This is a genomic window from Methylobacterium sp. AMS5 (genome assembly GCF_001542815.1).
Lineage (GTDB): Bacteria > Pseudomonadota > Alphaproteobacteria > Rhizobiales > Beijerinckiaceae > Methylobacterium.
Map to the genome: position 1 here is coordinate 3,914,341 of NZ_CP006992.1, position 23,504 is coordinate 3,937,844.

14 protein-coding genes are annotated in these 23,504 nt (G+C 64.1%); 5 read left to right on the forward strand and 9 right to left on the reverse strand.

The window, feature by feature from the left end:
• Nucleotides 1-5: 5 nt before the first annotated feature.
• From Y590_RS17615 to Y590_RS17625, 3 genes are all read right to left on the reverse strand, one after another.
• The gene (locus Y590_RS17615) at nucleotides 6-302 is read right to left on the reverse strand and encodes a hypothetical protein (RefSeq protein ID WP_060770986.1); all 297 of its coding nucleotides are present in this window, start codon (nucleotides 300-302) and stop codon (nucleotides 6-8) included.
• Nucleotides 303-577: 275 nt separating this feature from the next.
• Nucleotides 578-1,327 carry a hypothetical protein gene (locus Y590_RS17620; RefSeq protein ID WP_060770987.1) on the reverse strand — a complete coding sequence of 250 codons (750 nt, stop codon included), beginning with the start codon at nucleotides 1,325-1,327 and terminating at the stop codon, nucleotides 578-580.
• A gap of 4 nt (nucleotides 1,328-1,331) precedes the next feature.
• Complete coding sequence (locus Y590_RS17625) at nucleotides 1,332-2,237, reverse strand: hypothetical protein (protein WP_144439997.1); 906 nt, start codon at nucleotides 2,235-2,237, stop codon at nucleotides 1,332-1,334.
• 428 nt (nucleotides 2,238-2,665) lie between these two features.
• Between Y590_RS17625 and Y590_RS26550 the strand changes: the two genes are divergently transcribed.
• The 5 genes from Y590_RS26550 to Y590_RS17650 all read left to right on the forward strand — a co-directional run bounded on the left by Y590_RS26550 (nucleotide 2,666) and on the right by Y590_RS17650 (nucleotide 15,289).
• Nucleotides 2,666-2,848, forward strand: coding sequence for a hypothetical protein (locus Y590_RS26550; RefSeq protein ID WP_144439998.1), 183 nt, complete (start codon nucleotides 2,666-2,668; stop codon nucleotides 2,846-2,848).
• 1,638 nt (nucleotides 2,849-4,486) lie between these two features.
• On the forward strand, nucleotides 4,487-5,020 hold the full coding sequence (locus Y590_RS17635) for an RNA polymerase sigma factor (protein ID WP_060770990.1): 534 nt from the start codon (nucleotides 4,487-4,489) through the stop codon (nucleotides 5,018-5,020).
• Entirely contained in the window at nucleotides 5,017-8,238 is a 3,222-nt protein-coding gene (locus Y590_RS17640; RefSeq protein WP_060770991.1) for a DEAD/DEAH box helicase, read from the forward strand. The genes Y590_RS17635 and Y590_RS17640 overlap by 4 nt, the downstream gene beginning before the upstream one ends.
• Before the next feature lie 2 nt (nucleotides 8,239-8,240).
• A complete protein-coding gene (locus Y590_RS17645) occupies nucleotides 8,241-11,318 on the forward strand; it encodes a sacsin N-terminal ATP-binding-like domain-containing protein (RefSeq protein ID WP_060770992.1) in 3,078 nt (1,025 codons plus the stop codon).
• A 446-nt stretch (nucleotides 11,319-11,764) separates the two neighbouring features.
• On the forward strand, nucleotides 11,765-15,289 hold the full coding sequence (locus tag Y590_RS17650; RefSeq protein ID WP_286161770.1) for an ATP-dependent DNA helicase: 3,525 nt from the start codon (nucleotides 11,765-11,767) through the stop codon (nucleotides 15,287-15,289).
• A gap of 99 nt (nucleotides 15,290-15,388) precedes the next feature.
• Here the strand turns inward: Y590_RS17650 and Y590_RS17655 are convergent, their stop codons facing one another.
• The 6 genes from Y590_RS17655 to Y590_RS17680 all read right to left on the reverse strand — a co-directional run bounded on the left by Y590_RS17655 (nucleotide 15,389) and on the right by Y590_RS17680 (nucleotide 23,501).
• Complete coding sequence (locus tag Y590_RS17655; protein WP_353612600.1) at nucleotides 15,389-15,706, reverse strand: transposase; 318 nt, start codon at nucleotides 15,704-15,706, stop codon at nucleotides 15,389-15,391.
• Between the two features lie 252 nt (nucleotides 15,707-15,958).
• Nucleotides 15,959-16,684 carry a M48 family metallopeptidase gene (locus Y590_RS17660; protein WP_060770994.1) on the reverse strand — a complete coding sequence of 242 codons (726 nt, stop codon included), beginning with the start codon at nucleotides 16,682-16,684 and terminating at the stop codon, nucleotides 15,959-15,961.
• The gene (locus tag Y590_RS17665; RefSeq protein ID WP_286161771.1) at nucleotides 16,681-20,046 is read right to left on the reverse strand and encodes a type I restriction endonuclease subunit R; all 3,366 of its coding nucleotides are present in this window, start codon (nucleotides 20,044-20,046) and stop codon (nucleotides 16,681-16,683) included. Before Y590_RS17665 ends, Y590_RS17660 begins: the two co-directional genes overlap by 4 nt.
• Nucleotides 20,043-21,338, reverse strand: coding sequence for a restriction endonuclease subunit S (locus tag Y590_RS17670; protein WP_144439999.1), 1,296 nt, complete (start codon nucleotides 21,336-21,338; stop codon nucleotides 20,043-20,045). Before Y590_RS17670 ends, Y590_RS17665 begins: the two co-directional genes overlap by 4 nt.
• Nucleotides 21,335-22,297: a GIY-YIG nuclease family protein gene (locus Y590_RS17675; RefSeq protein WP_158509754.1), complete on the reverse strand. Its 963-nt coding sequence runs from the start codon at nucleotides 22,295-22,297 to the stop codon at nucleotides 21,335-21,337. Before Y590_RS17675 ends, Y590_RS17670 begins: the two co-directional genes overlap by 4 nt.
• 97 nt (nucleotides 22,298-22,394) lie before the next feature.
• Entirely contained in the window at nucleotides 22,395-23,501 is a 1,107-nt protein-coding gene (locus Y590_RS17680) for a Fic family protein (RefSeq protein WP_060770997.1), read from the reverse strand.
• Nucleotides 23,502-23,504 lie beyond the last annotated feature (3 nt).

The following is a 23,504-nucleotide window of genomic DNA, read 5'->3' on the forward strand; positions in this document are numbered from 1 at the left end:
CGATCCTAGGGCTTCCCGGGCGGTGCTCCACCGACCTGACAGCAGATCACGCTGAGCAGTTCGCCGTTGAGCTTCAGCAGCTGGGTGATCTGACTAAGGTTCCGATTCAGCGGACTGAACTCGCTGCTTTCGCCCGGAGCGGCTGCGGCCTTGAGCACCTGCTCCAGCATCTTGGTGTGATCTTCAGCGATCTGAACGAGGGCGTCCATCGTCCGGGATATCGCGAAGAGCTGGTCGCCGAGGCGTTCGAGGGTCCAGGGCGCTGCAGCGCCAGGGTTGAGTTGTGTCATCTTGCCGGACATCGTGATCGTATCCTTCGCATCTGCACCAAGGGGTGCCTTGGTCTGTTGGGGATTTTCAGGGGTCGCAATTGGCGGATCGGTGGCGGGTCGCGCGCCGATCCGGGACGGATCGGCCGTGCCTCATCGGCAGGTCCGAGGTTCGGGAATGTCCTTTCGGTGGTGGATTCGCTGCGGGTCCACGCTCCGGACCTGGGGGCCGCGGTCCAGCGGGTCGGATCCGGGGCAGCGGCCGCGGTGCGCCATGCGTCGTCCGGGGGAGCGCGGAAGAGGCCGTGTCAGGTGCCGGGCGGTGTCTGGGCCGGAGGAACGGTCAGCTGCATGTCGCAGTATCGGCGATCGCGCTGGTAGCCATACTGCGCGAGATCCCGGCACCGCGCGATGAGGGGACGTGGGTCGTTGAGCGGGATGAGATCGCTCCACATCCGGGCCGAGAGCGCGTCGAGACCGAACGTCCGTTGCAGACGCTCCACGGCCGTGTAGGGGGTACCGAAGGTCTCCCGCGCGCCGAGGCCGTAGCCGCCGACGGCCCCGACGAGCAGGCTCGCCACCACGAGACCCGCCAGCAGGCTACCGTTGCGCATGACGGCCGCGTGCAGGTCGAGGCGCGTGGCCCGCTCGATCCGATCGGCACGGTCCTCGAAGGTCCGGTCGAAAGCGGCCAGCTTCGCGAGAGTGCCCGCGACCGCCGCCTCGGCCACCGCAATCTGTTCGGCGGCCTCCTCAACCTCACCTGAGGCCTTTCCAATCTGCGTCGCGACCTGACGGGTTTGACCCACGAGGGTCGCGAGCTCCTCTCGCCCCTGGCGCTGGGCAGCGGTCTGCTCGGCCCGTGCCCGATCCGTGACCAGACCGAGGGCGCACAAGGAGACGACGACTTTGTGGTAGGGGTCATGCGTGGAGAGGCCGGTCGCTTGGTAGCTCGTGAACAGGCTGTTGATGTGCGTTTCGAGCTGCGACGCCTTGCTCCCCGCCAGCGGGGAGTCGGCGGACGCAGGGGCCTTGTCGGGTGGGATGCGGTCCGCCATGGCATCAGGCCTCCAGATCCTGCAGCAGGCTCTCGATCGGCGCGAAGCGCAGCCAGTCGGCGATCGGCGCAAAGCTCTCGGGCAACCGCATCAGCCACTCAGCCGTGATCTGCGTGTCGAGCCCGCCGAGACGCTGGCCTGCCGCATTGGCCTGGCCGAGCGCGGCGTCCCGGAAGGTCAGGCCGAGATCGTCGATTCGCGTCGCGGGAGCCAGCCGCGGCAGCCGGACGAGGCGGGCACCGCGGTCGAGCGCCTCCACGACCGGTTTCGCCGTGACGTAGAGATCGAAGGCTGCCATCTCGCGGCCGCGTGGCACCAATCCTTCGTTCCAGCACAGCACGATGCGGGCATCCTCCAGATTGGGCTGGCTCAGGAAGGTTGCGATCTGAGAGAGGTCGCCGCGCTCTGGACCAAGTAGACAGAACAGCGTCAGCCACTTGCCCCGTCGCTTGAGCAGTCCTGCGAGATTGAGCTCGCGCAGCAAGGTCGTGATGGTCGGATTGCCGGCGCCGAAATCGAGCAGGGTGGAGGCGTTGCCGGCAAGCAGTCGCTCGATCTCGGCGCGCGTATGATCGTAAACCGTTTGCGGATCGGCATCCGCCACCGGAACGGTGTCGGCATGTGTATCCTTCAGACCCGAGTTCGTGGGGTCGGCATCGGTGGCGCGCAGGGGCAGGTTCGCAGCCCGGGCGCACTCGATGAGTAGCTTGCTCATCAGGGACTTGCCCGACTTTCCCCGGCCGATGGTGACGAGCAGGGTCTGGATCGCCGCATCGCTGTCGCGACCGCTTAAGGTCCAGTCCACCGGCTCCACCTGTGGAGCCGCCATGGTCTCCCCGCGTGAATCCGGATGGATAGCCTCTTTCGTGAGCGAGGTGGGGATCTTGGCTACGATGTTATTCTTGCTCATGACGTGATGATTCCTGCGAATTGACTGAGGTGAGCTGGGCTGGCGAGGTCGACGGATGTCGGCATCGGTGGGCGCCGGGCGCGCTGTTCGGCTCGCAGGCGAGCGATCTGCTCTGCGGCGCTCCCTTGCGCTGCGGCAGGTTGGGCTCGGGGCTGGACGGTGGCGGGCGTGTCGATCCGGTCGACTGGCGCGGCGGGTTCTGGCCGGAGCTCGGCTTCCCGCCTAGGCAGCGTGACGACACCGCGAGCGACCTCGTCGGCCTCGAGTCGAGGCGATGGAGCCGCCGTCAGCATCCGCCGACGGACCCGTGCCCAAGTCTTGGAGAGTGTCGCGTCCGTGAGCCGTCCGCCGTGGCTGTTCGTCAGGCCACAGCGTCGCACGACTTCCGAGAGTTCGCGCAGATTGAGGCGGCCGCTTGGATATGCCGCGTGAAGCGCCGCGAAGTTTTCCTCCATCCAGAGTTCGACGCAGCGGTTCTCGACACGAACCTCGGCAACCGCCTGTTCGAAGCGGGGTGGGCGTGCCATGCCCGCCTCACGACGTCGTTCGCCGTTCGGCATAAGCGCGCGGTGGTCTTTCAGTACGCGCAGAATCGAAATGGAGATTTTTGATTGAGGATCGCATCGCGGCGCACCTGTCCCTGAGGAGAGAGGTGGAACCGGTTCACGCCAGCCACGAAGGGCCCCGGTTCCTAAGCGCCTGAAGAGCAATCCCTCAGCGGTCGGTCGGCACCGGCCTAGCTGCTCATCCGCATACGTCCACGAACTGGACTGTCGGATGCCGGAGGCAAGGGACGGGTCGGATTAGTGATCCGGGATGATATGTCCCGAACGACCTCTCCACCACGCCGGCACAGGCCAACCCGGAGGATACATGCCGCATCAGCAGCATCAAGCTCTTGGACTGCCGATCTCAGAAGCAGCAGCAGCCCACAGTCCCGGCCTGTTCGTTGCCGAGACACTGCCCTGATCGCACGAAGTACAGCGCACCTCAACCCATTTTTGGCCACCAGGGTCGATCTGAGAAAGGTTTTGCACAGCCGGGATTTGAGGGCGGCACCGGCCTCAAATGATGTCGTTCTGCAATTTGGATCGAAGCTCGCCATGGAAGTCGAACGCGGTCCATAACCGCTCCCGGTTCAGTTTTGAATCCGGCTCCTGGGATGTCGGCGTGGCGCACGGTTCTGTTTTAGACGGACTGAGTAGGGCGCACATTGCCGCGCAAATTCGTGATCACCGTCCGTAGCCAGCGCATGTGCGAAGAGAACCCGTTTCAGCGCGTGGGTTATGAACACGGCGTAGGCCGGCGAACTCGACCAAGGGCCCGCCCTGAAGGATCAGGGATTCGAGGTCGTTCGACAGCGCGAGGAGCGAGGTCGCTTCACCAGCTTACTCAGTCCCACCGAGTCTCCAGCCTCGCTGGCGGGGCCGACGGTATCAGCGATGCTGCGACGGTGGCGGAGTTGCCCGAGTGACGGTTCATCAGGCAGACTGAGCTACCGCGTCGCACCCGGCTGCATCCGTGCACGGGCCGTGTTGGGCCGCGGCGCTGAACCAATCAAATCGTCACCAACTGGATTAGCTAATCTCGGAAGCCTCAGCGGCGCACTGCGGCTCCGCCCCACAAGTCGGACTGCAGCACAATATCACGGATCGCACATCTTTGAAGATTTTTTCTTCCCGTGCGCTTTTCTAAATATCGATGGATACCAAATCTGCGATTGACGCTTGCGACTAAAAAGCGCCGATTTATCAATGGCGCTTGTGCGGAATTTGGCAAACTATGCTGATATATTAGCAAAAAACACGCACAGAAATGCCAATCTATCGTGTGCGTTTCATGATTTGGCTGAGAAGGGGATTCGCCGCCGCATGCCCGAGTACATTGTAAATAAGAGGTTTTTGCTCGCTCGAAGGTTGAACTTCGTAGCAATGTTTCGGGGCACCCGTGAAACCCCGAGAACGGGTTCGACAGCGCGCGATCGTCCGTTGTCGGAACCATATTATATAAGCATGTGATAACCTGTTCTTCCAAATTGCGAAAGTATTGGCTTACGAAAGTGCCAGCAATCCAGCTCCTCGGGCGCTGCTAAATGACCCAGCCGCTTTGGGCTCGTCCCAGATATCCGGGAGGTCTTTGTCGCTTCTCGTAATCGGATGCCATGCACGCGGCAGCAGAAAATTGCGAGGTGACCTTCCGAGCAGACCTCCGTCGCCCGCATAGGGTCATATGAACCCTGGACGGACCGAATGACCACGCCGCCAACTCACCTCGCGATCGACGAGGCACGCATACGGCTCCGGCGGCTTCGGCCGGCGGAGGCCGTGCGCCTCGGCGAGCTGGCCCGGGCCTGCGCGCGGAGTGTGGGCTCGGCAACGGAAGGCGCTGAAATCCTCAACGAGGCGATTGCACGGGTCCTCGAGGGCCGAAGGCGCTGGCCCGCAGATCTGCCGGTCGACGTCTTTTTCGCCGAGGTCATGCGCAGCATCGCCTACGAGTTGAGACAGCGCGCCTGGAGGGAGCCTTTCCTGGACGATCAAACGAATCCGGACGTCGCGGTAGATCCCGATCACCGAGCCGAGGTCGAGAGTGTCACCACGGCCGTTAGGCGCTCCTTGAAGGATGATCCGCCAGCGCTCCGCCTCTTCGAGCTGGAGCTCGCTGAGATGACCTGCCCCGAGATCCAGCGCAAGCTCGGGCTCGACGCCACCGCTTACGACACACTCAGGCGCCGGTTCCGGCGTCGCCTCCTAGCAGCCTTTCCGGACGGATACCCCCTATGAACGAGACGACCGAAGACCGGACCCTCGCTCTCATCGCCCAGGGCATCCTCGACGCGTCCGACGAGGAAATCCTGGAAACGGCCCGTGCCAGGGGCGTCGACGCGGTCGCACTGCAGGCCCACATCCGCCGCCTTGTCGACGTCCGGGACAGCAAGACCCCCGCAACTGAGGATCGGGGCGATCAGAGCCCGTTCACCGTGGGTCAGGCGGTTGCCCTCCGTTCTGACCCGTCACGGGTCGGCATCGTCACCACCGTCCTGAGAACGAACCGAGAGAACCGCTATGGCGTGTTCATCGGCTCGCGCTTCGAGACGCTCTATGAGAGTCAGCTTGTGGTCGCGACGCCGGCTGCAGCTTCTCCGGTGCTCACCGCGGACGAGTACAAGGCCCGGCTCACTGCGCTTCAGCTTACAGCTCCGAGCCTTACAAACCTGCACTCGCTGCAGGCCGGACGCATCGACTTCATTCCCTACCAGTACCGGCCAGTTCTTAAGTTCATCCGCTCGGATCGGCCCCGGCTGCTGCTAGCCGACGAGGTCGGCGTGGGCAAGACGATCGAGGCTGGACTGCTCCTTCGGGAACTGCAGGCGCGCCGTCCGCTCCGGAACGTTCTCATCGTCTGCTCCAAGGCGCTGGTCGTCGAGGAGAAGTGGCAGCGGGAGATGCGGCGCTTCGACGAGGAGTTCGTCGCGCTCGACGGCAAATCGCTGCGTTACTGCCTCGACCAGACCGATCTCGACGGCGAGTGGCCCGACCGGTACGGTCGCGCCATCGTTCCCTACTCATTGTTCAACGAGGGGATGCTTCTCGGGTCGACCGCCCCGGGGCGGCGCCCGATGAAGGGGCTTCTCGACCTAGACGCGCCGCCGCGCTTCGACCTTCTGATCGTCGACGAGGCGCACAACGCCCGTAACCAGGACACCCAGCTCCATCAGGGGCTGCGTGTGCTCGCGGACAACGCCGAGGCCGTCGTCCTGATCACGGCGACCCCGGTCCAGCTCGGGACGGACGACCTGTTCTCGATGTTGAACCTGCTGCGGCCCGACCTGGTGATCGACAAACCGACGTTCGAGCGGATGGCGGCTCCGAACACCGCCATCAACGAGGCCATCGGAGCGGTCCGGCAGGGCGGCGAGGGCTGGCAGGAGCGTGCGCTCGCGGCCTTGCAGGAGGCTGCCGGAACCGACTGGGGCGGCGCCATGCTCGGCCCGTCCCCCGAGTTCAGGTCGGTCGTGGCCCAGGTCCGGGCCGCCGCCGATGAGGAGGCGCGCGTTCGCCTCGTCCACCGAGTAGAGGGCCTGCACAGCTTCTCGTTCCTGATCAACCGCACACGCCGCCGGGACATCGGCGCCTTCACGGTCCGGAAGCCGAAGACGGAGCCGGTGCCTTTCACCCCTCTCCAGAGAGAGGTGCACGACGCCCTGCTGGCGGCACAGGCGCGCCTCTACAAGCTTAGGCACGGCTCGGGGCCGCTCGGCTTCCTCATGACGACAATTCGCCGGCAGGCTGCGAGCTCGATCCACGCCATGGTCCCCTTCCTGGAGCAGGTCTTCGCCCGGGGGCTCAGCGCGGTCGAGAACGCCGAGATCGGAGGCGACGCGGAGGACGTGGAGGCGCCGGACCTGTCGGGCATCAAGGCCGAGATCGACTCCGTGCTGGCGCTCGCCCGGAACCTGCCGGCCGAGGATCCTAAGCTCGAACGCCTGCTCGGCATCGTCGCGGACAAGGCCGCGATGCCGAACCGCCGGCTTCTGCTTTTCAGCACGTTCCGGCACACTCTGGCGTACCTGGAGCGCGCCCTTCAGGCGAACTGCGTCCGCGTGGGCCTGATTCACGGCGACGTGGCCGACGAGGAGCGGCGCCGGCTTCGGGCCGCCTTCGCGGCGGCGTCCGACCAGCCCGACGCCATCGACGTGCTGCTCACCTCCGAGGTCGGCTCCGAGGGCCTGGACTTCCAGTTCTGCGACGCGCTCGTCAACTACGACATCCCCTGGAACCCGATGCGGATCGAGCAGCGGATCGGGCGCATCGACCGGTATGGGCAGGCCAGCGAGACGGTGGCGATCTACAACCTGGTGACCCCGGAGACCGTGGACTTCGACATCTACGACCGCTGCCTGCTCCGGATCGGGATCTTCGAGCGTGCGGTGGGCGGTAGCGAGGCCATCCTGGGAGAGATCGGCAAGGCGCTGCAGAGCGTGGCGGAAGACCTGGTCCTCACTCCGGAGGAACGGCAGCGCCGCCTTCAGCAGATCGCTGACAACCAGATCCGCCAGGTCGCCGAGACAGAGGCGTTGGAGGAGCGCCAGGCGGAACTGTTCGGGGTCCGCATGGCCAAGGCCCGAATGGCGGACGACATCGAGGAGGCGTCGAGCCTATGGCTGGAGCCGGCTGGCATCGAGCGGCTCGTGTCCCGCCACCTGGAGCTGACCCTGGGACTCGGTCGGAGCCCCGTTTCCGGCTCGGGGCCGGCCAAGACGCTCCGCCTCTCGGTCGAGGCCCGCAGGCGTCTGCTACCACCGCGGCGCTCGGGACGGCTGTCGCCCGTAGAACGGGAATGGGAGAACTTCCTCAAGGGCGACCAGCCGAACCTGGGCCTGACCTTCGACCGGGAGGCCGCCCTCGCGGACCCGGCCCTTGTCTTCGTGACGCCGGTGCACCCACTGGCCCGCGCCGCGGCCCGGGAGCTCGGCGGCGAGGACGATGTGCAGGTCGCGCTCCTCGTGTCAGGTTCCGCTCACGCCCGCGGTAGCCACCCGTTCGCGATCTATCAGTGGCAGCTCAAGGGTCTGAAGGAGGACGCGCTGCTGGTGCCGGTGCTCGCGGACGACGCCATCGGGCGTGACCTCATGCGTCTCATGGCCGAGGCCTACGACGCCAGCGAGGTCGGGATGCCGTCAGCGTCTGAGTTCGACGCCCTGGACGGGTGGCATTACGAGACGTGGCAGGCCCGGCGCGAGCGGCATCGGGCCGAGACCGCCGAGATCGCTCGGTTCCGCCGGGACAGCCTGGAGACCAGCCACCGGGCTCGCCTCGCGACCTTGCAGGAGCAGCTCGCTCGTGCCGGCGACGGCAGGATCAGGAGGATGAGATCGGCGCAGGTCGCCCGGGCCGAGGCTGAACACGCTCAGGCCCTGGCGGAGCTCGCCAAGGCCGAGCAGCGGGCGGACATCCTTTTCAGGCGCGTGGCGACCGGCGTACTGGTGGTGGAGGGCTGACCATGGCGAACGAGAGCGACTGGTTCGAGGAGCTCCGCACCAAGCGGCAGCGGTGGGTGGATGCGAACAAGGAGAACGCGTTCGACCGCGGCATCTGGAACGCGACGGTCGAGAAGTACGCCGACCCGGCGCACTTCCTGTTCGAGCTCATGCAAAACGCAGAGGATGAGGGAGCCACCGAGGCCGAGCTCGTCATCCGCAAGGATGCAATCGTGTTCGAGCACAACGGTGGCCCCTTCACGCCGGACGATGTCGACGGGATCACGGGGATCGGCAACACGACGAAGCTCGGCGAGGCAAACAAGATCGGCTGCTTCGGCATCGGCTTCAAGTCGGTGTACGTCGTAACCGAACGACCCGAGGTCCACACGCGGGTCGACGGGATCCCCTTTGCGTTTGCAATCCGTGATCTCGTCGTTCCGACACGCATCCCGTTCGAGGGCCGGGATGGCTGGACGCGCTTCGTTCTGCCGCTTCGCGATTTGACCTCGGACGTATCGGAACGCCTGCGGGCCGCGCTGCAGGATGGCGGGCCTCGCTCGATGCTGTTCCTCGACCGCCTGCGGGCGCTCTGCTGGTCGGACGACACGCGTCGCGAGCGGTATGCCGTGGAAGACAGGCCGGACGGCGCGCGTGTCCTCCGGCGCGAGGACAATCACGTGACCGCCGGGATCGAGCGCTACATTGTCCTGTCTCGGACCGTGAAGACGGACGACGGCGGCGAGCACGCGGTCAAGGTTGCTCTCAGGCAAAACGCCGAAGGCGAAATCGTGCGGACGGAAGCGGGCACGAAGCTCGCCGTCTTCTTCGAGACGGAGGAGCAGACGGGTCTCTACTTCCACGTTCACGGGCCCTTCCGCCTCACCGACAATCGGGCGAACATCAAGCGCGGCGACGCCTGGAACGAACACCTCGTCGACGAGGTCGGTCGCCTGCTCGTCGAGAGCCTGCCCGGCATCCGGGATGCCGGGCTCCTGAAGCGTTCATTCCTGGAGATCCTGCCGAACGGCAACGACGCGCTAGCCGCCCCATGGTCGCGGCTCTCTCCACCTCTCGTGGCAGCGTTCAAGACGCAGGCGCTCGCCCCGGCCCAGTTCGGAGGTCACCTCCCGGCATCGAAGCTCATGAGAGGCCCAGCGGACCTGCGCGACTTTCTGGCCGACGAGGGATTGCAGCGGCTTTCCGGGAAGCCGGACGTCCGCTGGTCGGTGACGGGTCTGAGGAATAGCAGGGAGGAGCTTTTCCTCGGCAGTCTTGGCATCCCGGAATGGGCGACGACCGATCTCATCGCCGCGCTTTCGGCCGAATTTTGGAACGGCGGAAGGAAGACCGTATGGGATTGGTTCGACGGTCTGCCCGACGAGGCGGTCCAGCGCCTCTACCTCCTACTGGACGGCGCGAAGATTTCGAGCACATCCCCCCTCATTCGCCACGTGCCGTTCATCCGCCTGGAGAACGGTTCCCGAGTGCAGGTGTCCAAGGCCCTGCTTCCCCAAGCCCGCGACAACGCCGAAGGCGAGGTGGACGCGAACGATCTCCCACTCGTCAAGCAGACGCTCATCCGGGGTGGGCGCGGCAGGGGCAAGGAGACGGAGGAGTTCCTGCTTCGCGTGGGCGTCCAGGTCGTAAGCGAGCAGCACTACCTCGAAGCGATCGCCAAGCGGTTTTACAAGGGCACCCCGCCCTCCGGCCTGACGTCCGAACGGCACCTGAGACACATCAGGCGCTTCATCGCCTGGTGGAAGGAGCACAAGGATGTCGAACCTTTCGCAGACGCCGCCTGGCTCCGAGGCGACGGCGTCGAGGGATACATCGCGCCAGAGGGCATCTATCTCGATGCACCCTACGCCAACACGGGCCTCGGGCTCGTCTTCGGAGGACGCGTCACCGACCTCGCGGCAGTCCCACTCTGGACCGGGTATTCTCGTCTGAAGCGTGACGAGTTGATCGGACTCGTCCAGGAGGCCGGAGTCCGCACGCGCCTGGTCGTCGAGGAGACCTTGATCCCGTACAGCCACCCTCAACACTCAGCCCTGAAGTACGGGTTCCCCTCCGCCAGGCGGACGAATAGCCAAGTTGACAAGGACTACAGGATCGAGGGCTTGGAGCACATGCTAGCCCTCATGGATCCGAGCGTCTCCGCCCTCGTATGGCGCACCATGGCTGCGCAGCGGATCGACGTGCTGCGGGCCCGCTACTGTCCAAACCAGAACTATCCAATCAAGACGGAGCTCTCGACGCTTGCCCACGTACTCGCGACCACGGACTGGCTGCCTGCGAGCGACGGCACTATGAGGAAGCCCCGGTCGATGACGGCCGCCGACCTCGCGCCAGGCTTCGACTATGCGAGCAACGCGCCGTGGCTCGACGCGCTGGGCTTCGGCGCCGACCATCGCCGCCTTTCAGAGCAGAACCAGGGTCGGAGGAAGGCAGCCGAGAGCATGGGTCTGCCACCCAGCTTCGCTGACGCTCTCAGCGATGTGCCGGCCTCGGAGCGACAGGCAGTCATCGAACAGCTGATGCGGTGCGTGACCGAGAGGCCGGCTACGCCGCCGGAGTTCCCGGAGCGAAGCTCTGCCAATCCCGAGCGCCGGGCGCGGAGGGTCGCCGCAGGCGCCCAGACCGCGCCGCTCCGGACCTACGAGATGCGGGAACGAAGCGTCCGTATCAGCGACGGGGACGCCCAGGCTCATGCAAAGGAGTTCCTGCGCGACTATTATACTAATGACGCGGGCGAAATGGTCTGCCAGGCGTGCCACGAGGAGATGCCGTTCCGCGTAGCCGACGGCCGACCATACTTCGAAGCCGTTGAGTATTTGCCGGGCGAAAGCCGAGAGTTACCAGAGAATCACCTCGCTCTCTGCCCAAACTGCGCAGCGAAATGGCGCCACGCCAACAAGGAGACTCGTGAGACACTCCTGGCCGCGTTGCGCGCCGCCGCCGAACTACACACGACGCCTACCCTAGCTGGCCAGCAGATCCGGCTGCGCTTCGTTGATGTTCACCTGCAAGATCTCCGGAGCGCCCTTGGCTTCGGTGGTGAGGAGCCGGAGGATGAGATAGCTGCCGCCTTGGCATAGATCTGGAGTTGCAGCGGTGCGCGGATGCGCCTCTGATCTTGCTCGGCAGCCAGCATCTCACAAGGGATGTGTCCGCTCGAGCTGTCAGGCTGTTCGGGGGAGGTTTGCGCACCAGACCTAACGATGAAGCAAATGAAGAGCGAGGCGTCACGTGTTAGCCGTGGTTGCTTCGGGGTGAATTGATGGGCCGGCAAGAAGTCGGGGGAGCGCGGATGATTTCAGGATCGAGAAAGCTGCCGTCTCAGCATGTGACGATCCGTGTGCCCTGGCACGATGGAGGCTGGAACGGCCGCGTATGTAATTCCCCCTCGGCAAACACTTCCTGCCTCGTCTTGAGCCGCATCGCTGCGGGGAAGCGCGACGACCAGGACAAGTATGCCGGACAATTGTTTGAGCACCTACCTGCCTCGGTCGTGCCACCGTGCGTAGACGAGCGGGTGAGCTTCATGGCGGACCACGATCTCGTCCTGAAAAAGCAGCATCCTTACAAGTCGTCGAGCCCGGAGAGCCATGGTCACTTCGGCGAGACCACGCTCAGGCTCGAAGCATTCTCAGCCGCCTGCATACCTTTCGGATGGATGCTAAAATCGAACGTGGAAGGCGATGATAAGTCAGGCGAGGTCGGCAAAGCGGCGGCGCTTCGCTTGGGCTATGAGCCGGAGCGCGAGCCCGAACTCTCATTCGAAACTGGCTGGGTTCAAGACAAAGCCAACCAGCTCATCATGCTGGACACGTTCTTCGGCGCGCTAAAGCCAGAAGCTTCTTTGTGCTTCTTCTATGCAAAAAAGACGCCGCTCTCAGAGAGCTCAAGCCGCGTGATAATCGGGGCGGCGCGCGTGAAGGGCGTCGGCCAATACACCGAATACGCCTACGACGCGCCGGGCGACCTCAAAGGTGTTCTGTGGGAACGGTGCGTTCGGCACAGCCTACGTCCGGGTGGCACGGACGGATTCCTGATGCCATACTACGACGTGCTCGCCGCTGCGAACGTCGACGCCGGTATTCCGGTTGAGGAATGCGTCGCGTTCGCGCCCGACGACCAGTTTGAGGCATTCTCCTACGGCTCCGAGCATCTCGGTCATGACGGTGCCATTGCTTCTCTTCTCGCTTGTGCCAGCGCGCTGAGGGCGTCGGCGAGGGTAATTGAGACGGACACTTCAAGTGCGCTCGCGTGGATTGATCGCGAGGTCGCCCGCCTTTGGACCGCTAGGGGGATCCACCCCGGGCTCGGCAGCGCGCTTAAAGCCTTCGGACTTGAGCACGGGGCGCTGCTCGCTCACGAGATCGCGAGCGTCGGAAGCAGGGAAGGCGAGGTCTTCAACGCTTTCTCATTTATCGATGGGTTCGTCGCCGCGCCGAAGTCCTTCCCGCAAGCGGAGGCGTTTGGCTTCGGATCCGCATACCGCGAGAAGTGGCGTGGCCTCGCTGAACCTCGCCGGCAGCTTCTTGATCTCATAGCCCGATGCAGCCTCACCGCTGATCAGGCGATCAGAGCCTACCAGCCGAGCCAGCGGAGCTACTCGGAGGAAACGACAGACGCCGAGATCTTGGCAAACCCCTACCTGCTGTTCGAGCGCGATGAGGCCGCGGCCGATCGCACGGCGTTTGCCACCATTGATCGCGGCATCTTCCCGGCCGACGCCGTCCGCGCGAAGGCACCGTTGCCCGCAGCTACGGGGATGAGCGATGGCATCGACCGCCGCCGGGTGCGAGGACTCGTGACGGAACTGCTCGAAAGAGCGGTACAGCTCGAGGGCCACACCCTATTGCCGCGAAGCTGGATTGTGCGTCGCGCGTTCGACACCCCTCTGGAACCGCGCTGCGCGGTCGACGAGGACGTCCTGCACATGGCGGCAGCCCATCTCGCGGGTACGCTTGAAGAGGTGAAGACCTCAGGGGATGAGCCTGCGCTGAAATTGAGGCGCTACGGCTTGGCTCGCACCACAATCACCAACGCCGTTCGAAAGCGGGTGTCCGGCAAGCGTCATGCCTTGGCTCATGACTGGCGCGCGCTGGTGGATGCTGCCTTACCCGAAATGGAAAATGGTCCAGATACGGAAACCGAGGAGCTGGCCCGACAGGAGAAGACAGCTGCGCTCGAACAGCTCGCGTCCGGGCGCTTCTCTGTACTGATTGGACCCGCTGGATCAGGCAAGACCACCCTGCTTAAGGTCATCTGTGACCTGCCCGAAATCGCGGCTGGACGCGTTCTGCTCCTTGCCCCGACCGGCAAGGCGCGCGTCCGCCTTGAGGAGGCCACCGAGCGCCTGGGTGAGGGCATGACCCTCGCCCAGTTTTTGCAGCGCCACGAGCGTTACGACGGCTTGAGCGGGCGCTACTTCCGCAATCCAGAGGCCCCGCGCGAGAAGGGCTACCGCTCCGTCATCGTCGACGAATGCTCGATGCTGACCGAGGACCAGCTTTCCGCACTTATTGACGCAATCGAGGGAGTCGAAAGGCTGATCCTAGTTGGCGATCCTCGCCAGCTACCGCCGATCGGCGCCGGCAGGCCATTCGTCGACATTTGCCGGCACCTCTGGCCCGAAGACGCCAAACCGAAGTTCCCCAGAGTGGCTCCTGGATACGCCGAGTTGACGATAATCGGTCGGCAGCGTGGTCACGACAGGGGCGACGTGCTGCTGGCCCGACAGTTCAGCGGTGAACCTCTTGATGCTGGTGCGGACGAGGTCTGGGACACCTTGCAGCGGGGAATGCTGTCGCACGTCCGAACCGCGCGCTGGAGTCTGCCCAGCGATTTAGAGCCCGTCCTCGCCAAAGAACTCGTTCGAGGATTGAAGCTGGCGGACGAATCGGACCAGATTGGCTTCGAGCGGAGCGTCGGTGGCAGCGAATGGGAAGGCCACATTCTGTTCTGGGCGCGTCGGGCCGGTGAAGCCGAGTGCGGTGCTGCAGCAAGCTCGCACAACTGGCAGATACTATCACCGATTCGTGCTGGCCTGTCGGGCGTTGATGCAATCAACCTGGCAGTGCAGCACCGGTTTCGAAGCAAGGTGCGGGAGCGGGCGCAGACTAAATACGCCAAGATTCCAAAGCCAGCTGGGCCCCAGGGCGTACTCTGGGGGGACAAGGTCATCAACCTTCGCAACAACGGGCGCCGACGGACCTATCCTCGCCAAGAGCGATCCTACCTCGCAAATGGGGACATTGGCGTGGTAGTCGGGGGCTATCGGACGGCGAGAATGAAGTTCCGGCCCAGAGACTTAGAAGTCGAGTTCGCGAGCCAACCCGGGGTGAAATTCACGTACTATGCTGGCGAGTTCTCTGGTGAAGAGGGTTCCCCAGATCTCGAGCTTGCCTACGCGCTGACAGTGCACAAAACTCAAGGGAGTCAGTTTGGGCAATCGTACCTTGTTCTTCCGCGCAATTGCCGTCCGCTCTCGCGGGAGCTGCTCTACACGGCAATCACCCGGCACCAAGAGGAACTCGTAATCCTTCACGAAGACGAACTTGGGACACTACGCCGGTACGCAGACCCGTCCGCTTCTGAAATCGCCCGCCGGATGACCGACCTGTTCACCAATCCGGGCCCGGTTGAGGTCAAGACAAGTTCGGGGCCGCGCTTCCTCGATCGTCACCTTCTGCACCGAACGAGCCGGGGCGAGTTCGTTAGGTCGAAGTCCGAACTCGCTATAGCCGAAAAGCTAAACGGCATGGGCATCGCCTACGTATATGAGCAGCCTTTGTTGCTCGACGGCAAAACCCGCTGGCCCGACTTCACCATCGCCGACGGCGAGTCGGGTGTCACTTATTACTGGGAGCACTTGGGTATGTTGTCGGACCCGCAATACACTGCGCGATGGCAGGCCAAGCGAGCCGCGTATCTCGCGGCAGGTATCCGACCGATTGAGGAAAACGCGGGCGGGGACGTGTTGATCGAGACACGAGAGATTGCTGGTACTGGGCTTGATATGGGTGAGGTGGAAAGGTTGGCGAAGCTCATGACTCCTTAGGCAGCGTCGGTCACGTTACCGAATTGGATCTAGAGCTGTTCCCAGTCACGTAGCAATGGCCAAGTCGTTCTCGTAGCCGGCTGCGGTCAGGTAGCTGCGTCACTCCTGCGGAGCGAAGCGCGTGAATGCCCGGCCGATCGCCGCCCAGAGATCCGGGATGGTGCGGGCGGCCGCGCTCCGCAACAGCACATTCAGCTTTGCGAACACTTGCTCGAGCGGGTTTGAATCAGGGCTGTAGGACGAAATGTAAAGCAGCAGCGCTCCTGCAGCCTTGATCGCGTCCTGCACGCCGGCGACCTTATAGGCTGGCAGGTTGTTCGCGACCATGATGTCACTTCTCTCTTTGACAACAATGCGACTCATAGTATCTATAGATTGGCGCATTGCGAGCCCAATAAGGTAAAAATGATCGATAATATAAAATTATGCCAGGAGACAATACTCTGATAGCGGGCATTGTTCACTTAACCTAGCTTCGCGCTTCACCCACGAACCATCAAGCCATCTTCCTGTTATGCTGTAGGTCCGAGTTCATCGCCTTGTCGGTGCAGTCCTGGATTATGGCGGTCAGTTGCCAAACGCCTCACACCGCAGCGGATTCACCATGCCAGAAAAGCTGCGTCTTGCTAGCTCTCGCCTGCGAAGTGAACCGCCTGCCCAGCGGGCAAATTACCGCAATTTCTGCTCAAGCAATTCTTTTCGTTGCTTCCAATCGGGCATAATCGTCGTAAGAAGTTCGAGCCATTTCTGGCTGTGATTGGGATAGAATGCATGCGTGAGCTCGTGGCAGAGGACATAGTCGATCTGGTTAGGTGTAGCTCGGATTAAATCCGCGTTCAGGACGATGCGGCCCTGCGGGGTGAAGCTTCCCCAGCGCTTTTGCAAACGCCGGATAATGAGCTTCGGCCGGCTCAATCCGCGGCGGGCGAAGGGCGGCATGACTGAAGTCAAACGTTCGGGGAAGACCTCGCGCCCCTTGAGGCGGTAGAAGCTTTCGAGAACGCGCCGGACGTGGCCTGCATCGTTCGGATCACGCGCTGTCACCACGAGCCGCGGCCCGTCGAGCCGCGCGAACGCCTCCGTCCCGGCCTCGATCGCGAGCCGGTAGGTGACGCCGAGCAGGAGGTGACTCTCGCCGGACACGAAGTGCCGCGGATTCGATACGGGCCCGCGGGACGCTACGGCTCCGCGCTGGCGTTGTATCCACAGCGCCTTGCGGTTTACCCGTGCGAGGATCTGGTCGTCAGTCGCATGGCTTGGCGCGTAGACCGTCACGCCACCATTCGGGCTCACCTCGATCTTTAGGACGTTCCGCGACGTACGGAGCACCACCAAAGGGATCACCTCGCCGCCCATGTCGAGGGTCAGGCTCTCCGGCGACAACGCAGCCGTCACTGCGCAAGCCTCAGCCGAGCGGAGGCGAGAACGTCGTCCACGATCGCGTCGAGCAAGCCCGGATCCAGCAGGAGGCCACGGCGGTCCCGTAGCTCGCCGAAGAAGAAGTCGTCCGCGTCGTTCCGGATCTCGTTCTCGATGTCGCGATCATGCTGCCAGCCGATCTTTCGGCGCGCGCTGACGATCCGGGTTAGCTCCAAAGCGATGTCGGCGGCGAGTTCGCTGTCATCCAGCCCGGCGCCAGACAGGTTCCGACGGGCAAGCCCCCAGAACACGACCGCGTGCCCGTCCTCGTTCTTGAGACGGCCCGGCGTCGGATCGCCCTCGTCCTCGCGGCGCTCGACGCGGTCGCGCAGCTCGCGTACGCGCTGGAGGTAAGTACGCTCGTTGAGCCGACCCTCGTGGAAGCGTCGGATCGTTTCACGAATCAGATTTGAGAATTTTTCGAAGAAGATCGGATCCTCGTCCCACTTCTCCTCGATCGATCGCGTGAGCTGGTGCGCAATCGTGTCCGCGATAGAGGCGTCGCTTTCGCGTCCTTCCTGCCGGCGCCGCTCCACCGCGATGTCGTCGAAGATGTTCAGCGGCTGGATTACCTCCACGACCTCGCGCGCGATTACGTGCCGGTCGAGCAGCTGTCGAACGCGATGCTCGTAGTCGCGCCAGTCGACGCGTTCCGCGTAGCGGAGGCTGACCGCGGCTTTCAGGGCCGTGAAGCGGACGAGGTCCTCCTTCCACCGGCGAATCTGCTCCGGTGGGGTCTCTTCCACGAAGCGCGGCGAGGCGAGCGCGACCGTGAAGGAGCGCGAGAAGTTGGAGAGGCGATGGTAGAAGAGTGTGCGTAAGCCTTCGTCGGCCAGCGCCCGAGCATAGGCTTCCGCATCGTAGGCGTTCGCAACGGCCTTGAAGAGGTCGAGCAGTGCGGCATGCGCGCCCGGCACCTTTCCGGCCTCCTCGTTGATCGCTACCACGCTGCGGGCGATGTCCGCCGCCTCGAATCCTTGAAGGGCATCGTAGGAGGCGAGCGCCTCATCAAGGTTCTTGAGCACGCCGTTGTAGTCGATGACGTGCCCGAACGGCTTGTCGGGGGCGCCCTCCTCGTCGAACACTCGGTTCACCCGCGCGATCGCTTGGAGGAGGCCATGCTCCTTCAGGCGGCGTGCGAGGTAGAGAACGGTGTTGCGGGGCGCGTCGAAGCCGGTCAGCAGCTTGTCGACCACGATGAGGATGTCTGGGTCGTCCGGCCCCTTGAACGCCGCGATGACAGCCTTGGTGTAGGCTTCCTCGCTGCCGTAGCGGGTTAGCATCTTGCGCCAGAAGGTTCGAACCAGATCGTCATCCGTCTCGTCAATGTCGTCATCGCTCTCCCGCAGTTCGGGCGCCGAAATGATCACCTCGCTGGTCACTAGGCCGAACGTGTCGAGCAGGGCCTTGAGCTGCACGGCGGCGCGCTTGGAGGGAGCTGCCAGTTGTCCCTTGAGGCCCGTGCTCTTGAAGTTTGTTGCGAAATGCTGGCTGACGTCGAACGCAATCGTCTGCAGGCGCGACTCGATGCCCTCCAGCTCGCGCGCCTGGCTCATCTTGCGCTTCAGGTCGGCGCGTTGTTCGTCCGACAGATCACGCGTGTGGACGGCGAACCAACGGTCGATCTGTGCATCGTCGACGTCGGTCACGACCTCCCGCCCCTCGTATAGGAGCGGCACCACCGCGCCATCCTCCACCGCGTCGCGCATGGCGTAGACCGGCCGGACGAGGTCGCCGAACTTGGCGAAGGTGTTGGCGTCGCGCTTGGCAATCGGCGTGCCCGTGAAGGCGATGGCGCAGGCCATCGGCAGCACCTCGCGCATGCGGGCGTGTAGGCTCTCCAGGTCGCCGTGCTGAGAGCGGTGCCCCTCGTCGACGAGGACGAAGACGTCGGCGGACTGGTCCACGACACGCCGCTTATTGAGCCCCGCCCGGAACTTGTGGATGAGCGTGGTCACGACCGGCTCGCGCATCTCGATCAGGTCGAGCAGGTTCTCCCCCGTCGTGGCGCGTTTCGGCTCCTGGCCCGTCGCCCGGAATGTCTTGGTGATCTGGTCGTCGAGGTCGGCCCGGTCCGTCACGATGACAATCCGGGCCCGCGGATTCGTCTGCGCGATCGCGCGGGCTAGCATCACCATGGTCAGGCTCTTGCCGGACCCCTGGGTATGCCAGACAACACCGCCTTCGCGGGCGCCATTCGGGCGGCGGCGCTCGATCCGCTTCAGTGCGTCCTCGATCACGGCGATCTGCTGGTAGCGCGCGACCTTCTTCACCGGGCCGTCGAAAAGTGAATAGCGGCGCACGAGGCGCATCAGCCGCTCCGGCCGGCATAGGCCGAGGAGGAGTTCGTCGAGGGGCGTGACGAGGCGGCCTTCCTCCATCAGGCCGCGGTGGCGGCCCATCCAGGATGCGAAGTCCTGCGCAATGCGCCGGCCCTCGATCTCGTCGAGTGGGCGGTTGACGAGCTCGGCCACAAAGTCGGGCTGGTCCTCCTTTTCGCGCCATAGGCTCCAGAACTTGCGGGGCGTGCCGACCGTCGCATAGCGCGGATCGTGGGCGTTGGCGGCGATGAGAAGCTGCGCCGGGTAGAACAGGGCCGGCACGCCCTCGCCAACGCGTTGGTTCCGTATCTGCTGCGCCACCCCCTGGTCGGTCCCGACGCCGGACGCCTTCACCTCGATCAGCCCGAGCGGTAGCCCGTTGACGAACAGCACGAGGTCGACCCGGATCGCCGGGCCGCCCGGCTCCTCGACGCGATACTCGGCCGTGACCTGGAAGGTATTGGCTCGCCAATCTTCCCAGTCGATCAAGCGGAACGGCCATTCACGCGAGACGCCCTCGACCGTCTGAGGCAAGGCGAAGCCGAGTAGAAGGTCGTCGGTGAAACGCTCGTTGGCGCGCAGCACCCCCTCGGGAATGCGGTCGCGCAGCCGGGCCACCGCCGCGTCGAGATTGGCCTCGGAGAACAGGTGAGCGCGGCCGCCATACTGGATGCGGTTGATGCGGGCGAGGTCGTCGCGAAGCTGCATCTCCAGGAACGGCAGACTACGCCGCCCGGCCCGCCACGCATCGGCCTCGGATCGGGTGACGTAGCGCCATCCCGCGTTGACCAGGGTGTGCAGCGCCTGAAGTTGCTCGGCGCCGGCCTCCTGCGTTGTGAAGCGGGGCGAGCGGGCGGCGCCAGGCTCGTCGGGTCCTGCCGCGGTGGGACGGGGCGCGGTCGCATTGATACGCTCGGGAATGGATTGAGGCTGATTCCCGTCGGCAGAGGGGCCCCGGTCAACTCGAAGCCCCTTCGTTTTGCCGGGCGCAGCGTTTCGAGGCTGCTTCCCGGTCACGCCGCTTCCTCCCCCAGGCCGAGCCGAAGCGCGGCCGGGTCGAAGCGCTCGTCCAGGCGCCACTCGCCGGTGAGGAGCTTCTGCATCAAAGCGCGCTTCTGAGTGCGGAGCTTTGTCAGAGCCGCCTCGTGGCTTTCTAATTCCGCGTCGAGTCTGGAAAGAAGCGCGCCGGCTGCGCGTCGAGCATTCTCGCCAAGGACGAAAATCGGGAAATCCTCGATGAACTCGGCCGGTATGCGCCGCTGTCCGGCGCTGCCGGTCATCTGACGCTCGCCCGCAGTCCGGAAACTGCCCGTCAGTGTGATCTGGTGAAGGTACGCCGCGTCGGCGGGGTCGAACGGTCGGACAACGTGAAACTCGGTGCTGCCGAAGCCCACACCGTTGGCGAGGCCGTGGGCCAACGCGCCCTTGCCGTTCTCGAAGCAGGGCGTGATCTTAGCGACGAGGATATCGCCGTCCACGAAGGCGGTGTAACCGGCTCCGATATCCCCACGGCGACGCTCGTGTGTGCGGGCTAGTTTGCCGTGCTCGGACACATCGTCCATCCCAACGAAGGACACGTGGGATTCGGGCGCTATAGCTGGGCCGCGCGGGTTCACCACCGCGAGATCGCTGATGAACCCACGTTTTGCGGTAGTATCGAACAACAGGTGCCCGATCACGCCCGTCTTCCGGCGCCGCTTCGCGTTAATTAGACGTTCGACGTTCGCGATGGCGTGACCCCATGTGTCCAGCACAGTGACAATGCGCCGTTGCTCCGCGATAGATGGCAGGTCAAATTGCCACTTGAACCAATCGCCGAGACGGAAAACGAGCTTCTCGACATGGACTCCAATGCTGGAGTGGAAGCACGTTTGCTGAAAGTAAGTCGAATGGGAGAGATAGCCGAGATATTTTTGGTCGAGCAAATGGGATGCATGGAGAACTGTATATTCATTCGATACTATGGCACCCTTGAGAGTTGCTGGGACCAGACCGCAAGCGCCATGAGAAATCTGACGATTCGAAATAACAAAATCGCCTGCATCGACGAAAAACTGCGTTTTTGTGAGGATCTGCGACCCAAGAAGCCGCTCGCGAGCAACGATGCCCCCACGACCTCGCTTCGCTGTGACAAGCTGGTAGATGGTTGAGTCGACAAGCTTTGCCGGCCGTTCGACGACACGGAGCAGTTCCCCCAGGGGAACTCGATGCCAACCTTCAGGCTTCGGCCCAAGCTTTGGAATACCCGCCTGGATGCTCGGCGGATATGCACTCCCTGTCCTCTGGTCGTGATCTTGTGACTCACTCACGCTCCGGCCCTCTCTGTCGTCGCGAGTTGGCTCGCGCGCCACGCCGCGTAGGATCGGCGGTCGCTCTCGACCAGCCAGCTAAGCGGTCCGTTGTCGGACCGACCGGCGATCACGCATGAGGCGCCGGATGGGCTGTTAAAACTCGCGTCCGCGGTGAAACGATAGAGATCCGGATCGCTATCCTCCGCGAGCGTGCCAGCCTCGGACAATGCCCGGCGCTGGTCTTGGACGCGTTTTGGAATGCCGGGTGTTTCCCGCCGGAGCGCCGTGGAGCCAGCAAGCACGACGAACTCGCCGCCGCGCTCCACCGCTCGAGCTTTCGCTCTCTTAAACTCGGCCACGAAGGTTGGCGCTGCGGGAGCATAGCTCGATCCGGCCGCGCCGATCCCCTCAGCCGCGGCCGCGGCAGGGGCGCCGGCCTCGTGTCCGGCTGGCCGCAGCACGTCGAAACCTAAGACCGGCAGCAGTACCTCGATCTCATCGAGCACCCGTTCCATGTCGGCGATCTCAGGTTCCGGCAGGCCGCGGAACTCGGGCTCTGTGCCGTTGACAAGCTTCGCCCGCCCCGCACTCCTGATCGCCGCAATTAGGCGGCTCTCCAAGTAGCGACCATGCGCCTTGGTAAGGTTCTCGTCCTTGGAGACTACGATGCATGCGCGGGTGAAGAAGTCTTTGCTGTCGTCCGCGTCGTGGACCGCGAGGCGCGCCCGCACCTGGTCACTCTCGCCCACATAGACGAGTTGGCGCCCGGGCAAGTCAGGGTCTAGGCCGACGAGGAGATATACACCCGTGCGGCCTGCCTCCTCGCGCTTGACGAGATCGGGCAACGCGGTCCGCGAGGCAACGGCGGCTCGCACCGACGAGATTCCGAGCTCGGCAGTGATCACCCCCGAGGGCGAGCCGTCCACGAGATAAAGCTTGAGCGTCCGGCCGCGGCGAGCCGAAGGGCGAGGGGTCACGAGGGTTGGCTCCGGGGCGTGAGACGACGAGGGCTGGCCTTGTATGAGTTCAAAGGGGGCAACGATCGGCATGAAGGGGGCAACGAAGCCGCACTCGTTACCCCCTTTTTGGCTCTAATTGCCTGCATTCGGCCGACTCTGCGGCCGCTGAGGCCACCTCGACCCGGCGCCAGCGGGCACCGCGACCAGTGCCCGCGACAGCCAGCCGGCTCGCATCTCGCTCGGCCCGGAGCACGCGGCGCACCATGTCGAAGCCAACACTCGGGCAGCGCCCATGCAGCTCCGAAATAGTAAAGGGCCCTCGCATGAATTGGATTGCCTGCAGCACGAGCGCAGTCTTCATGCCGCGGCCTTCGCGCATCTCGCCTACACCGAGCGCGAATTCTTCATAGGCGGCCTTCACAACGCCCAGGAAGTACGCGACCCAGGGCATCGGATCGTGCTGATCCTCGTGCCAGCCCTGTGAGGCCCGATACAGCGTGTCGTAGTAGCTCTCGCGCGTCTCCTCGATCAGCCGCTCAAGGGACACGTAGCGGGCTACCTCGTACTCCTCCCGATAGAGAAGCAACACGGTCAGCAACCGTGCCATCCGGCCGTTCCCGTCCGGGAACGGGTGGACGCAAAGAAAGTCGAGCACATACAGGGCGAGCAGGAGCAGCGCGTCGACCTCGCTCTCGGCTGCCGAAAGGTAGCCTTGATGAAGCCGCGCTATGGCGTCAGGCGTCTCCCAAGCCGGCGTCGGCTGGAAGCGCACGAAGATTGAGCCGTCCGGCCGGCGTTCGGTAATCTGGTTCTCCGATCGCTTCCAGGAGCCGCCGGTACCGGGCGAGAAACGGAACAGATCGCGGTGTAGCTGGAGCAGGAGGTTCGGCGTGAGTTCCATGCCCTCATGATCGTTGTGGATCGTGCTCAGGACATTGCGGTAGCCGGCGATCTCGCCTTCGGAGCGGTTCGTCGGCGACGGGTCGGCGTTCTGACGGACGATACGCTCCAGAGCCGTGCGCGGGATCGTTACGCCTTCTAGACGGTTCGAGGACTCGGTGCTCTCGATGATCGCGACCTGACGCAGGTTCTCCAGCGCATCGGGCGCTCGCTCCCGGAACAGGTCCTGCTTGCCCTTGCCCTCGCCGATGGCGCGGACAACCGACACCACGTCGTGGCTGAGCGAGAGCCGGTCTAGGAACGCGGGATCGAACGAGGGCATCGC

Excerpts from the sequence above, each read along its gene's own strand:
- Y590_RS17615 (WP_060770986.1), bottom strand. The coding sequence starts at position 302 with ATGTCCGGCAAGATGACACAACTCAACCCTGGCGCTGCAGCGCCCTGG.
- Y590_RS17620 (WP_060770987.1), bottom strand. The coding sequence starts at position 1,327 with ATGGCGGACCGCATCCCACCCGACAAGGCCCCTGCGTCCGCCGACTCC.
- Y590_RS17625 (WP_144439997.1), bottom strand. The coding sequence starts at position 2,237 with ATGAGCAAGAATAACATCGTAGCCAAGATCCCCACCTCGCTCACGAAA.
- Y590_RS17635 (WP_060770990.1), top strand. The coding sequence starts at position 4,487 with ATGACCACGCCGCCAACTCACCTCGCGATCGACGAGGCACGCATACGG.
- Y590_RS17640 (WP_060770991.1), top strand. The coding sequence starts at position 5,017 with ATGAACGAGACGACCGAAGACCGGACCCTCGCTCTCATCGCCCAGGGC.
- Y590_RS17645 (WP_060770992.1), top strand. The coding sequence starts at position 8,241 with ATGGCGAACGAGAGCGACTGGTTCGAGGAGCTCCGCACCAAGCGGCAG.
- Y590_RS17650 (WP_286161770.1), top strand. The coding sequence starts at position 11,765 with ATGGCGGACCACGATCTCGTCCTGAAAAAGCAGCATCCTTACAAGTCG.
- Y590_RS17680 (WP_060770997.1), bottom strand. The coding sequence starts at position 23,501 with ATGCCCTCGTTCGATCCCGCGTTCCTAGACCGGCTCTCGCTCAGCCAC.